This is a genomic window from Micromonospora sp. CNZ299 (assembly GCF_002754415.1).
Genome location: NZ_PEFG01000001.1, coordinates 1,423,144 through 1,434,329, shown reverse-complemented (window position 1 = coordinate 1,434,329; position 11,186 = coordinate 1,423,144). Strand labels below are relative to the sequence as shown.

At 70.2% G+C, this 11,186-nt stretch carries 13 protein-coding genes and 1 tRNA gene; 6 read left to right on the top strand and 8 right to left on the bottom strand.

The window, feature by feature from the left end; genetic code table 11:
- Nucleotides 1-6 precede the first annotated feature (6 nt).
- The 3 genes from CLT68_RS06850 to CLT68_RS06840 are packed head-to-tail and all read right to left on the bottom strand — an operon-like array spanning nt 7 to nt 2,753.
- Nucleotides 7-1,476 (bottom strand): protein phosphatase 2C domain-containing protein, encoded by a 1,470-nt coding sequence (locus CLT68_RS06850; RefSeq protein ID WP_099849565.1) that lies wholly within the window; start codon nt 1,474-1,476, stop codon nt 7-9.
- Nucleotides 1,473-1,958 (bottom strand): FHA domain-containing protein FhaB/FipA, encoded by a 486-nt coding sequence (locus tag CLT68_RS06845; RefSeq protein ID WP_088950851.1) that lies wholly within the window; start codon nt 1,956-1,958, stop codon nt 1,473-1,475. Before CLT68_RS06845 ends, CLT68_RS06850 begins: the two co-directional genes overlap by 4 nt.
- Before the next feature lie 6 nt (nt 1,959-1,964).
- Nucleotides 1,965-2,753: an FHA domain-containing protein gene (locus CLT68_RS06840; protein ID WP_007454122.1), complete on the bottom strand. Its 789-nt coding sequence runs from the start codon at nt 2,751-2,753 to the stop codon at nt 1,965-1,967.
- A gap of 207 nt (nt 2,754-2,960) precedes the next feature.
- Here CLT68_RS06840 and CLT68_RS06835 point away from each other — a divergent pair.
- The 3 genes from CLT68_RS06835 to CLT68_RS06825 all read left to right on the top strand — a co-directional run bounded on the left by CLT68_RS06835 (nt 2,961) and on the right by CLT68_RS06825 (nt 5,032).
- Nucleotides 2,961-3,046 (top strand) — tRNA-Leu (locus tag CLT68_RS06835).
- A gap of 64 nt (nt 3,047-3,110) precedes the next feature.
- Nucleotides 3,111-4,226, top strand: a complete 1,116-nt coding sequence (locus tag CLT68_RS06830; RefSeq protein WP_199177000.1) for an NAD-dependent epimerase/dehydratase family protein — start codon at nt 3,111-3,113, stop codon at nt 4,224-4,226.
- The gene (locus tag CLT68_RS06825) at nt 4,223-5,032 is read left to right on the top strand and encodes a WecB/TagA/CpsF family glycosyltransferase (protein ID WP_486482092.1); all 810 of its coding nucleotides are present in this window, start codon (nt 4,223-4,225) and stop codon (nt 5,030-5,032) included. The genes CLT68_RS06830 and CLT68_RS06825 overlap by 4 nt, the downstream gene beginning before the upstream one ends.
- Before the next feature lie 63 nt (nt 5,033-5,095).
- On the opposite strand, the gene CLT68_RS06820 is transcribed toward CLT68_RS06825, so the two are convergent.
- Nucleotides 5,096-6,652 carry a S8 family serine peptidase gene (locus CLT68_RS06820; protein WP_099849561.1) on the bottom strand — a complete coding sequence of 519 codons (1,557 nt, stop codon included), beginning with the start codon at nt 6,650-6,652 and terminating at the stop codon, nt 5,096-5,098.
- A 218-nt stretch (nt 6,653-6,870) separates the two neighbouring features.
- Here CLT68_RS06820 and CLT68_RS06815 point away from each other — a divergent pair, with 218 nt between their 5' ends.
- A complete protein-coding gene (locus CLT68_RS06815) occupies nt 6,871-7,470 on the top strand; it encodes a hypothetical protein (protein ID WP_099849559.1) in 600 nt (199 codons plus the stop codon).
- Here the strand turns inward: CLT68_RS06815 and CLT68_RS06810 are convergent.
- The 3 genes from CLT68_RS06810 to CLT68_RS06800 all read right to left on the bottom strand — a co-directional run bounded on the left by CLT68_RS06810 (nt 7,438) and on the right by CLT68_RS06800 (nt 9,124).
- Entirely contained in the window at nt 7,438-7,836 is a 399-nt protein-coding gene (locus CLT68_RS06810; protein ID WP_099849557.1) for a hypothetical protein, read from the bottom strand. The genes CLT68_RS06815 and CLT68_RS06810 overlap by 33 nt on opposite strands.
- Nucleotides 7,837-8,051: 215 nt before the next feature.
- Entirely contained in the window at nt 8,052-8,273 is a 222-nt protein-coding gene (locus CLT68_RS06805; RefSeq protein WP_088950846.1) for a DUF397 domain-containing protein, read from the bottom strand.
- Nucleotides 8,249-9,124, bottom strand: a complete 876-nt coding sequence (locus CLT68_RS06800; RefSeq protein ID WP_088950845.1) for a helix-turn-helix domain-containing protein — start codon at nt 9,122-9,124, stop codon at nt 8,249-8,251. Before CLT68_RS06800 ends, CLT68_RS06805 begins: the two co-directional genes overlap by 25 nt.
- 626 nt (nt 9,125-9,750) lie before the next feature.
- Between CLT68_RS06800 and CLT68_RS06795 the strand changes: the two genes are divergently transcribed.
- Together CLT68_RS06795 and CLT68_RS06790 are read left to right on the top strand one after the other, a co-directional pair.
- Nucleotides 9,751-10,035 (top strand): hypothetical protein, encoded by a 285-nt coding sequence (locus CLT68_RS06795; RefSeq protein ID WP_088950844.1) that lies wholly within the window; start codon nt 9,751-9,753, stop codon nt 10,033-10,035.
- 98 nt (nt 10,036-10,133) lie between these two features.
- Complete coding sequence (locus tag CLT68_RS06790; RefSeq protein ID WP_099849555.1) at nt 10,134-10,595, top strand: hypothetical protein; 462 nt, start codon at nt 10,134-10,136, stop codon at nt 10,593-10,595.
- A 7-nt stretch (nt 10,596-10,602) separates the two neighbouring features.
- Here CLT68_RS06790 and CLT68_RS33685 read toward each other — a convergent pair whose 3' ends face one another.
- Nucleotides 10,603-11,109 carry a PASTA domain-containing protein gene (locus CLT68_RS33685; protein WP_486482091.1) on the bottom strand — a complete coding sequence of 169 codons (507 nt, stop codon included), beginning with the start codon at nt 11,107-11,109 and terminating at the stop codon, nt 10,603-10,605.
- Nucleotides 11,110-11,186: the final 77 nt, after the last annotated feature.

The window sequence follows — 11,186 nt, the reverse complement described above, 5'->3', positions numbered from 1 at the left end:
CGACGCTCACTCAGGAGACCGGCAACCGGCCGGGTCGAGCGCCGGTGTGGCCGAATCGGAGGGCGTGACGTCGGGTGTGGTGGTCGGGCCGGTCGCACCGACGGCGTCGGTGGCACCGACGGTCGGGCTTGCGCTGACAACCCCGTTGGGGGTCACCGACGCATCGGCGCTCGGGCTGCCGTTCGGGGTCGGCGTCGTGCCGGTCGGCGGGGGCGTCGGAGTGCCGCCCACCGTGCCGGTCGGGTCGAGGGGACAGAGCGGCTTCAGGTTGGGGTTGCTCGGGGTGTCGCTGGTCAGCTCGGCGAGCTGACGCTCGGCGTCCGGCTCGTTCTTGGCCCGGATGCCGACCTTGACGGTGTCCTGCGCGGCGACCGTGAGGTCGTCCAGTCGGGTGCCGCTGCGCTGGTGCACGGTGGAGAGGTCCATCCCGGCGATCTGACCCTGGACGCCACGGAAGACGGCGACCTGGCCCTCGTCGGTGGCTCCCACGTAGTACTGCCGCTGGGTGTACGTCCAGCCGCCGAAGGCTGCTCCGCCCACGATGATCAGCAGGGCCAGGGCCATGGCTGCGGTCCGCACCGGGCGTCGCTTCGGCCGGTCCGATTCGTCGTCCGATGCTGCCGGCTCCTCCGGCGCGGGCGGGCGCGGCGCGGAGAGCGCCGATGCCCGTGCCGCCGGGGTCGAGTCGTCCGCGGAGGTCGCCATTCCCCGGTCGCGGGCGGCGGCGCCGCCGACGATGGGGGTCGCCTCCACGATGTCCTGATCCGTCGCGTCGGCGATGATCACCGTGATGTTGTCCGGACCGCCGCCGCGCAGCGCGAGCTGCACCAGCCGCTCGACGCACTTCTGCGGGTCGACGTATTCCCGCAGGGTCTCGCCGATGGTTTCGGCGCTGACCACACCCGAGAGGCCGTCGGAGCAGATCAGGTACCGGTCGCCGGGCAGAACCTGGCGCACCGAGTACTCCGGGTCGATGTCCCGGCCGTCCAGCGCTCGGGTGAGCAGCGACCGCTGTGGGTGGCTGCTCGCCTCCTCGGCGCTGATCCGGCCTTCGTCGACGAGCATCTGGACGTAGGTGTCGTCCTTGGTGATCTGCGCGAACTCGCCGTTACGCAGCAGGTAGGCCCGCGAGTCACCGATGTGGACCATTCCCAGCTTGCTGCCGGTGAAGAGGGTCGCCGTCAGTGTGGTGCCCATCCCCTCCAACTGCGGGTTGGCGTCCACCGTGTCGCGGAGTTGTTGGTTGGCGGTGCCGACGGCCGAACGCAACGCATCGACGAGGGCGTCCCCCGGGACGTCCTCGTCGAGCGGCGCCATGGCACCGATGACGATGTTGCTGGCGACGTCACCGGCGGCCATACCGCCCATGCCGTCGGCAACGGCGAGTAGCCGCGGCCCGGCGTAGACGGAGTCTTGATTGCCGTCTCGGATCAGACCGCGGTCGCTGTGGGCCGCATAGCGCAGGGTCAGAGTCATGGCCGTAATTCGAGGGAAGTGCGGCCGATCCGGATCGGCACGCCGAGGGGGACGGGGGTTGGTCCGGTGACCTTAGCGCGATCGAGGTACGTGCCGTTAGTCGAGCCAAGGTCCTCGACGTACCACTGCCCGTCACGTGGCACGAGCCGGGCGTGTCGCGCGGAGGCGTAGTCGTCGGTGATGACCAGGGTGGAGTCCTCGGCCCGACCAATGGTGATCTGCGCTTCACCCAGAGTGATCCTGGTGCCGGCCAGTTGCCCGGCCGTCACCACCATCTGGTGCGCCGCCCTGCCCCGTTTCACCTTCGCCGGCTTCGCCCCCTGCCCGGTCGAGGCTCCCACCGCGCGTGGTGCGGCGACCAGACGACCGGACCGGGCGCCCGCGAAGAGATCCCGCCGGATCACGCCGACCACCGTGAACACGAAGATCCACAGCAGGATCAGGAACCCGAACCGGGCAACCGTGATGACCAGTTCCGGCAAGGCGGGTCAGCCGTCCACGCGGAAGGTCAGCGTCGTGGTGCCGAGCTGGACCATGTCACCGGGGTTCAGAGCGACGGCGGAGACCCGCTGCCCGTTGACCATGGTGCCGTTGGTCGACCCCAGATCGGTCAGCACGACCTGGCCCCCGTCGAAATCCAGCCGGGCGTGTCGCCGGGAGATGCCGACGTCGGGCAGGCGCAGGTTGGCCTGGTCGCCGCGACCGATCACCGTCGACCCCATCTGGAGGGGGTAGGTGCGACCGTCGCCGGAGACCAGCCGCACGTTGCGACCGCCACCGTGCCCAGGCGGGGGGCCGTAGCCACCGCCCTGGTCGTACGCGGGGTAGGCGGGCGGGCCGGCGTCGTAGCCGGGTGCCGACACCGGGGCGACCTCGCCGCCGGTGTAGACCTCGGCCGTGACACGGAACATGCCCGTGTCCAGGCCCTCGCCTCGCTCGATCTCGACGATCACGTCGCCGTAGACAGTCCAGGCCTGCTCGCCGATGAACTCCGCCTGCGACTGGGCCAGTTCCTGGGCCAGCGCAGCGGCGTACGGCGCCAGCCGACTGTGGTCGAACGGCGAGAGATCGATCACGTAGCGGTTGGGCACCAACGTGCGCCCACCGGCCAGGATCGCCTTGTGCGCCTCGGCCTCCCGCTGCATGGCGTTGAGGATCTCCACGGGGTGGACCACCCCTTTGAAGACCTTGGCAAAGGCCCCTTCGACCAGGCCTTCCAGACGCTTCTCGAAGCGTTGCAGCACGCTCACCGGCTCCTCCTCGGGTCCCGAGGACATGATGGTATCCGGCCGGCGCGCGCGCAGCTCACACGCCGCTCGGCCGGCTGCTCTCGACCCGTTCGGAAGGGCCGGGACTGTCGTGCTAATCTTTCGTCCGCCACGAACGGTAACCGCTCGTGGCGAGCGCCAGGGACAGCGTAGTATTCCCGAGGCCCACTGGAGACAGGGGGACCGGGGCGGCTACAGTGTTCCGGGTCGTGCCACGGGGATGTGGCGGAATGGCAGACGCGCACGGTTCAGGTCCGTGTGCCCGAAAGGGCGTGGGGGTTCAACTCCCCCCATCCCCACCACCGACGAGGGCTCCGCTTGATGCGGGGCCCTTCCGTCATATCGGGGCATGCCGGGCGTCACGCTATGCTGCGTTGGATTCTGCCTCCGATGGACCAGGAGTGGCGTGTGAGTGTCGCGTTGGTGACAGGGTCGGGTGGCCTGATCGGCTCCGAGGCGGTCCGGCACTTCGCCGGCCTCGGCCTGGACGTCGTCGGCATCGACAACGACATGCGCCGGTATTTCTTCGGCGAGGACGGCTCCACCTCGTGGAGCCTGGAGCGGCTCGGCCGTGACCTGGGCAGCTCGTACACCCATTTCGCGGTGGACATCCGGGACCGGGACGGCCTGGGGCAGGTCTTCAAGAAGTACGGCTCGGACATCGCAGTGGTGATTCACAGCGCCGCGCAGCCGAGCCACGACTGGGCCGCCAAGGAGCCGTACACGGACTTCGACGTGAACGCCGGCGGCACGCTCAACATCCTGGAGAACACCCGGCAGCACGCGATCGACGCGCCGTTCATCCACTGCTCGACCAACAAGGTCTATGGCGACCGGCCCAACAGCCTGCCGCTGGTCGAGCTGGAGACACGGTACGAGCTGCCCGAGGACCACCGCTGGCACCAGGGCATCACCGAAGAGATGTCGATCGACCACTCGCTGCACTCGGTCTTCGGCGCCTCCAAGGTCGCCGCGGACGTGATGGTCCAGGAGTACGGGCGCTACTTCGACATGAAGACCGCCTGCTTCCGGGGCGGCACGCTGACCGGCCCGGCCCACTCCGCGGCCGAGCTGCACGGGTTCCTGGCCTACCTGATGCGCTGCGTCATGGAGGGCCGCACATACAACCTGTACGGCTACAAGGGCAAGATGGTCCGCGACGCGATCCACTCGCGTGACGTGCTGACCGCGTTCGAGGCGTTCTTCCGGGCTCCGCGCTCCGCCGAGGTCTACAACCTCGGCGGCGGCCGGCACTCCAACACCTCCCACATCGAGGCGTTCCGGATCGCCGAGGAGATCACCGGCCGCGAGGCACGGATCAACTACGTCGAGCAGAACCGCACCGGTGACCACCAGTGGTACGTCAGCAGCATGGCCCGGTTCGAGGAGCAGTACCCGGACTGGAAGATCACATACGACGTGCCGATGATCCTGCGCGAGATCTACGAGGCCAACGTCGGCAAATGGGTGCCCCAGTCATGACCACGCCACGGACCAAGCGCAACGTCCTCGGTGTCCTGGTCGATGCCACCGACTACGCCACGGCGACCGATGCGGTGGTGACCGCGGCGCACGAGCGGCGCCCGCTCGCGCTGACCGCGCTGGCCGTGCACGGCGTGATGACCGGAGTGCTGGACCCGGCGCACAACGCACGGCTCAACTCCTTCGACGTGGTCACTCCGGACGGGCAGCCGGTGCGCTGGGCGCTCAACCTGCTGCACCACGCCGGGCTCACCGACCGGGTCTACGGGCCGACGCTGACGCTGCACGTGCTGTCGCGCTTCGCCGACGAGGGCCTTCCGGTCTACCTGTACGGCTCGACCGAAGAGACCCTCGCCAGGTTGATCCCGGCCCTGGAGCGGATGTTCCCGGCGCTGAAGATCGCCGGGGTGGAGCCGTCGAAGTTCCGTGCCGCCCAGCCCGGTGAGGATGCCGAGATCGCCGACCGGATCCGTTCCAGCGGTGCCCGGCTGGTCCTGGTGGGGCTCGGCTGCCCGCGCCAGGAGGTCTTCGCGTACGCCATGCGACCGCTGCTCGACATGCCGCTGATGGCGGTCGGCGCGGCCTTCGACTACCACGCCGGGCTGCTCCGCCAGCCCCCGTCATGGATGCAGCGCGTCGGCCTGGAGTGGTTCTGGCGTCTGGGTCTGGAGCCGAAGAGGCTCTGGCGCCGCTACGTCATCCTCAACCCGGCCTACCTGAGCCGGCTCGCCGCCCAGAAGACCGGCCTGTGGAAGGCCCGCCCGCCGGCGCCGGCCACCGAAATGCCGGCCACCTTCTCGGTCTGACCCGATCCGTACGGCACGAGGCCCCACCGGTCTTCCGGTGGGGCCTCGGCCGTGGGAGACCGGTCAGACGGTCAGGGTCCAGGTGTTGATGTAGCCGGTGTCGGCCGAGTAGGTGTCCCGCACCTGGAGCCGCCAGATGCCGTCGGCGGCCTCACCGGACACGTTGACCGTGTACGTGGCGTTCACGTTGTCGGCGCTGTCCGAGGTGCTGCTGTTCTTCAACCGGTACGCGCTGCCGTCCGGCGCGAGCAGGTCCATGACCAGGTCACCGCGGTAGGTGTGCACGATGTTCACCGCGACGGTGGAGGTCGACGAGGCGTTGCGTCCACAGCCGGAGATGGTGATCGAGCTGGTGACCGCGGCGCCGGCGTCCGGGATCGACACGTCGGAGCCGTTGGTGCCGGTGCAGCCGGTGGGCGGCGGCGGGGTGGTGCCGGTGCCCACGTTGAGCAACAGGTTCGGCGAACCCGAGCCGGGGTTGGAGACCACGTTGGGGGTCGCGTTGGCCACCAGTTGGTTGCGGACCTGCGCCGGGGTCCAGCCCGGGTTGGCGCTGGCCACCAGGGCCGCCGCTCCGACCACGTGGGGCGTGGCCATCGAGGTGCCGCTGATCGTGTTGGTGGCGGTGTTGCTCGTGTACCAGGCCGAGGTGATCGACGAGCCGGGCGCGAAGATGTCCAGGCAGGTACCGATGTTGGAGAACGACGACCGGGCGTCCGTGTTGGTCGTCGAGCCGACCGTGATGGCTTCCGTGGTGCGCGCCGGCGAGGTGTTGCAGGCGTTCGCACCGCTGTCGTTGCCGGCCGCCAGGCCGTACGTCACACCCGAGGCGATGGAGTTGCGAACGGCGTTGTCCAGTGAGGTGTTCGCGCCGCCGCCGAGGCTCATGTTGGCCACGGCCGGCTTGATCGCGTTCGCGGTGACCCAGTCGACGCCGCCGATCACCCCGGCGTTGGTGCCGCTGCCGGAGCAGTTCAGCACTCGTACGCCGACGAGCTGGACGGCCTTGGCCACCCCGTACGAGGAACCGCCGACGGTGCCGGCGACGTGCGTGCCGTGCCCGTTGCAGTCGTCGGCCGAGCCGCCGTCCACCGCGTCGTAGCCGGAGGTCGCCCGGCCACCGAAGTCGTTGTGGGAGAACTTGATGCCGGTGTCGATGATGTAGGCGTGCACGTTGCTCGCCGTGTTCGGGTAGGTGTAGGACCTGTCCAGCGGCAGGTTGCGCTGATCGATCCGGTCCAGGCCCCAGGAGGGCGGGTTGGCCTGCGTTCCGGAGATCGACACGGTGTGGTTCTGCTCGACGTACGCCACCGCCGGGTCGGCCGCGATCCGCGCCGCCGCGCTCGCGCTGACCTTGACCTCGAAGCCGCGCAGCGCCGCGCCGTAGGTGCGGGCCACCGTGCCACCGTGGCGGCCGGAGAGCCGCTTCGCGGTGTCACCGACCCGGTCCCGGGCCACCGCGCTGTCCTTGAGTACGACGATGTAGCTGTCCGGCACGGCGGTGGCACCGCCCGCGGCCCGGACCGCCCCGGTGGGTTCGGCTGCCAGCGCTGGGGCGCCGACGGCCAGCATGGTCGCTGCGGCCACCCCGACCAGCACGGACCTTCGTGGAAGACCCATTTCCTACCTCCCTCCGACCGGCGGCGGAACGCGACCGCCGGTCCCCTGAATCAATCGACCATTGCCGATCCAGCTGAGGGTAGATCAGGGCACCGGCGGTTGGATATGTCGAAACGTCCATAACTCCAGGAGGATGCCCCCCTACGGGCACGACGTCCGGGACGAACGGGGGACCGGCCCGGATTCGCCTCGCGTCGATCCGGGAAAGACTCTCGAACATGGAGAGTCAGCTCACCATCCTGCTTCCGGTCGCCGCCCTCTGGTTGGCCGCCGGCGTCGTTGCCGACGGCCTCCCTCGGCTGCACAACACCCGCGTGCTGCGCCGGCGTACCGGATGGTTGCTGGTGTTGACCCTCACCGGGGTGGCGCTCACCGCGGCCGTGCTCGGCGGCGGCCTGCTCAGCGCCGGCACCACGCCGGTCGACCGGGCCGCCGCCGGGCTCGGCCTGGCGGCCGGGCCGGCGCTCGTGGCCGCGCTCTGGTCGGTACGCCGGGTCCGCCGGCTGTGGGCCGGCGCGGGCGCCTTCGCCAGCGCGCCCGCGACACCTGCGCCGCACGGGCTGCGCGCCGCCGCGGCCCACCCGCTGCTCGGGCTGCCACTGCAGGTGACCGCCCTGGCCACGGTGCCTGCGGTGATCGCGGCGACCGGCACCGACCTCGGCGCCGATCCGAGTGTCACCGGGCCGGCGATCACCGTGGGCGCGCTCGCGGTGGCCGCCATCGCGGTCCGGCACGCGCTACGCCACAGCCGTCTCGCCGAGCGGGCCCAGCCCGACGTGCCACGGTCAACGCGGGCGACCAACCCCCTGCACGTATAGCAGCTCCAGGATTGCCCTGGTCGCTTCGAACCAACGGTCCAGCCACTCCTGCGGCGGCGCACTGCCCTTCGGCGGCAACTCCATCAGGAGGCCACGCAGCAACGGATGGTCGGCAAGGGACTCGGTGGACTCCATCGGCCAGCCAGTCGGCGGAAACGACGGCTCGATCAGCGGATTCGGGTCCAGCGAGGGCAGCGAGAGCGGCGAGTCCGTCGACTCGGAGGAGCCCTCCCGCCCGCTCAACTCCTGGTCCGTCGAAACCACCTCGGTCAGAACGGTGTCCCGACGGGCGCCGCGGTACTTGCCACCGAATCGTTCCGGCTTGGCCGGACCGTTGGTGAGATTGTCTGAACCGATCGTCGTCATCCGTCTCGCCTACTCGCTCGGTTGCGGGTCGGTGCGGCAGACCGTTGGCCATCGCCGTACCGACCGGTTCAACGAGACGGGCGCGTTGTGGCGACGGGATCGCCCACGGAACCTCACCCACCACCGTCACGAACCGGCCTCCCACCAGGGCTTTTCCCCGGCCGTGGCAAAGTCCCCGTCCGGAGGACCGGACGGGGACTTTGTTGACCACTCGGTCAGGCCACGCCGAACGCACCGCCCCGGGTGCCGGCGACGAAGGCGTGCCAGTCACCCGGCGCGAAGACCAGGGCTGGGCCCGCCTTGTCCTTCGAGTCCCGCACTCCGACCGCCCCCGTCACGTATGCCACCTCCACGCAGTTGTCACAGTTCGGCCCGCTCTTCGAGCTCTTGAACCATGCTGCCTGCGCCAGGTTCACGGGGAACCCCTTGGTCGCCATTTCCACAACGGCTCCTCTGCCAGTTTTGCGATGTGTGCGACGGACTCCTCCGGACGTATGGCCGCAGCGCGGATGTGATCGAAGATGAAGCTGTACTTCTGTAGTTCGTCGCTCTTCTCGAGGAAAAGCCCACCCGTGGCGTTCTCCGCGTACACAACATCCGGATCACCGGGCTCAGGGAAGCTGAGGATCGTGAAAGTGCCGTCCATGCCGGCATGCGCACCAACCTCGAACGGCAGGATCTGCAGCGTCACGTTCGGCAACTCGGCCACCTCGACCAACCGCTTGAGCTGGCCGCGCATCACCTCGTCCCCACCCACCGGCCGACTTACCACCGCCTCATCGAGCACCACCCACAGATCGACCGGATCGTCCTGGGTCAATAACGACTGACGGCCCAGACGGACACGCACTCTCTGGTGCACCTGGTCGGGGGTGAAGTCCGGCCGAGCGGCGCGGATCATGGCGCTGGCGTACTCCTCGGTCTCCAGCAGACCCGGCACGACCTGCTGCTCGTATGCCCGGATCGAACTCGCCGCCGCCTCCAGCCCGACGTACGCGCCGACGAGCACCGTGCTGTACGGGTGCCACCAACCCTTCTGGCGCGCCTCCCGGGCGATCTGCACGAGTTCGTCGCTCTCGGCGCCGACCACCCCGTAGATCCGCAGCATGTCCCGCACGTCGCGAGGGGTGGCCGTGGTGTGGCCGGTCTCGATCCGGGAGACCTTCGAGGCGGAGCACTCCAACTGCTCGGCGACCACCTCGATGGTGATTCCGGCGGACTCCCGCTGGCGGCGTAGCTCGGCACCGAGCCGTCGCCGTCTGATGGTGGGACTGCGCCTCTCACTCATGGCGCAACCCGTGCGCCACTGGTCCCCGCCGCTGGCTGCTCGACCCCACTCGGGCTACCTCCGGTCACGCGCCACTGGGTGACACCCGCCGGGGGCGCGACCGTCGACCGGCGAGCGTTCGCGACGAAGGGGGTGGTGCCGGTCCTCGGCCGGCCGCGACGGGCGATACCGGCCCTCAGTGTGCCGTCCGGACGCGGATGGCTTCAATAGGCCATTCGCGCGACACGCTCACGTATCGGCAAAAGTCGACGTGCAACTTGCATGAAGCACGTCCCTGATGCAGTCTGTCCGTATGGCACGGATCACTCAGCGTCTCCGTCCGGTCCCTCGGAGTGGTGACCCCACCGAGCCGGGGAAGCCGGACACGACGCGGACCCGGCCGACGATACCCAGACCTGCTCCGGGGTGATGACCCCGCCGCTGCAAGCCGGCAAGCTGCGGCGGCGGGCGCGGTTCCCGGAAGCAGTCGGGTGGTGGTCGGGTGGCGGCACGTCACCAGCGGAGTACGGCCCGACCACCACCATCCGCACCACCGGTTCACGAGGCACGACCCCGTCGCCGGCCGAGACGTCCCCCGTTCAGGCACCGCCGGCACCACGGCCGGCCGATCCTCCCCAGGAGCCCATGTGCTTCCCCGCACCGGTGACGTACTGCACGTGACTCGCGCGGCGAGTGTCCAGTTCCTCAGGCCTATCAAGTTCCGGGTGATCCGGGTGCTCGACTGGCCCACCTATGACGGCTGGCTCTGGCTCGACGGCTACGAGTTGAACGCCGCGGGCGACGCGGTCAACCGACGCTCGATCTTCGTCCAGCGGGCCGGGCTGGAGCAACTGCAGGCCGCCCCCGAGCCCCGTCCGCACACCGTGCGGGCCCGGCGGCCGGTCGCCCGTACCCCACTCCGGGTGGGCTGACCGACCCGATCCGCCGCCGGTGGGCGTGCCGTCGCCATAGAATCGGTACGCCCACCCCGGCACCGTTCCACCCGTACGTCCAGGACCCTGACCCTGGGATGGTCATGGTCAATCAGCCCGCCCTGCGGCGGCACCACCGCTCCCGTATCGCCTACGCATTCAGACTACTCGCCCTCCTCGGGGCGATGGCCACACTGCTGGTCCTCGTCCGCGACCCAGCGATGTCGTCCACCCGGCTGACCGCGCCGGTGCCCGCACCGGAGATCACCGTGGTCGACGTCGACCCTCCGTCCGACGCAGATCCATCGGTGGGCGACGACCCCGGCTGGATCGGCGCCGACGCTCGGAGCAGCCACGCCGGAGTTGCCGACCCGACCACCCCGGCGGCCGGCCACGGTGCCGGCGGCCAGTCCGACGGGCGTCAGGAACTCACCGAAGCAGCCCCGGCCGGGCACACCGCGACGGACGTCCGCCGCTCCCTGTTCTGGTCCGGGATCTTCGGCCTCACCATCTCGCTGGCCGGCCTCGGCCTGGTCGGCACCCGCCGTCGGATGTGGTGACCACCGGTCACGGCGTGTTCGTCACCGTGGGGCGCGCCGTGGTCGGGCTCGCCCCGGTCGAGGGTCGGGCCTGGGAGATCACCAACAACACCTCGTCGTCGGTCGACACCGACGTGCCCGCCTCCGGCTCGGTGCCCACCACGATCCCCGGCGGCAGTTCCGACGGCCGGTACACCACCCGGTGGGCCAGGCCGAGCCGGTCCAGCAACCCCTCGGCGGTGGCCTGCGGCAGGCCGGTGAGTGGCGGCACCGGCACCTCCTCCGGTGCCGTGGTGGTCGCCGAACTGCTCGGCGTCTCGCTGGTCGGCGCCGCCGAGGTCGGGGACGCGCTGGTCGGCGCGGCGCTGGTCGCGCTGGCGGACGGGAGCGACGGGGTGGACCCCGGGTCGTCCCGATCGTTCTCCCGGCTGGAGAGCACCAGCCAGAGGGCGCCCCCGAGCAGGGCGACGAGCAGCAACGCGAGCACACCCCAGAGGATCGGCAGCCACCATCGCCGACCGCCCTGTTCCTCCACGTACCACTCCCCGGTGGGTTCCGCCGACCGGGGCGGCCGCACCTCGGCCCGTCCAGACCACGACGGCGGGGTCGGCG

Bases quoted from the DNA above. Each gene is read 5' to 3' on its own strand.
- CLT68_RS06850 (WP_099849565.1), bottom strand. From the start codon at position 1,476: ATGACTCTGACCCTGCGCTATGCGGCCCACAGCGACCGCGGTCTGATC.
- CLT68_RS06840 (WP_007454122.1), bottom strand. From the start codon at position 2,753: ATGTCCTCGGGACCCGAGGAGGAGCCGGTGAGCGTGCTGCAACGCTTC.
- CLT68_RS06830 (WP_199177000.1), top strand. From the start codon at position 3,111: ATGCTGCGTTGGATTCTGCCTCCGATGGACCAGGAGTGGCGTGTGAGT.
- CLT68_RS06825 (WP_486482092.1), top strand. From the start codon at position 4,223: ATGACCACGCCACGGACCAAGCGCAACGTCCTCGGTGTCCTGGTCGAT.
- CLT68_RS06820 (WP_099849561.1), bottom strand. From the start codon at position 6,652: ATGGGTCTTCCACGAAGGTCCGTGCTGGTCGGGGTGGCCGCAGCGACC.
- CLT68_RS06815 (WP_099849559.1), top strand. From the start codon at position 6,871: ATGGAGAGTCAGCTCACCATCCTGCTTCCGGTCGCCGCCCTCTGGTTG.
- CLT68_RS06810 (WP_099849557.1), bottom strand. From the start codon at position 7,836: ATGACGACGATCGGTTCAGACAATCTCACCAACGGTCCGGCCAAGCCG.
- CLT68_RS06805 (WP_088950846.1), bottom strand. From the start codon at position 8,273: ATGGCGACCAAGGGGTTCCCCGTGAACCTGGCGCAGGCAGCATGGTTC.
- CLT68_RS06800 (WP_088950845.1), bottom strand. From the start codon at position 9,124: ATGAGTGAGAGGCGCAGTCCCACCATCAGACGGCGACGGCTCGGTGCC.
- CLT68_RS06790 (WP_099849555.1), top strand. From the start codon at position 10,134: ATGGTCATGGTCAATCAGCCCGCCCTGCGGCGGCACCACCGCTCCCGT.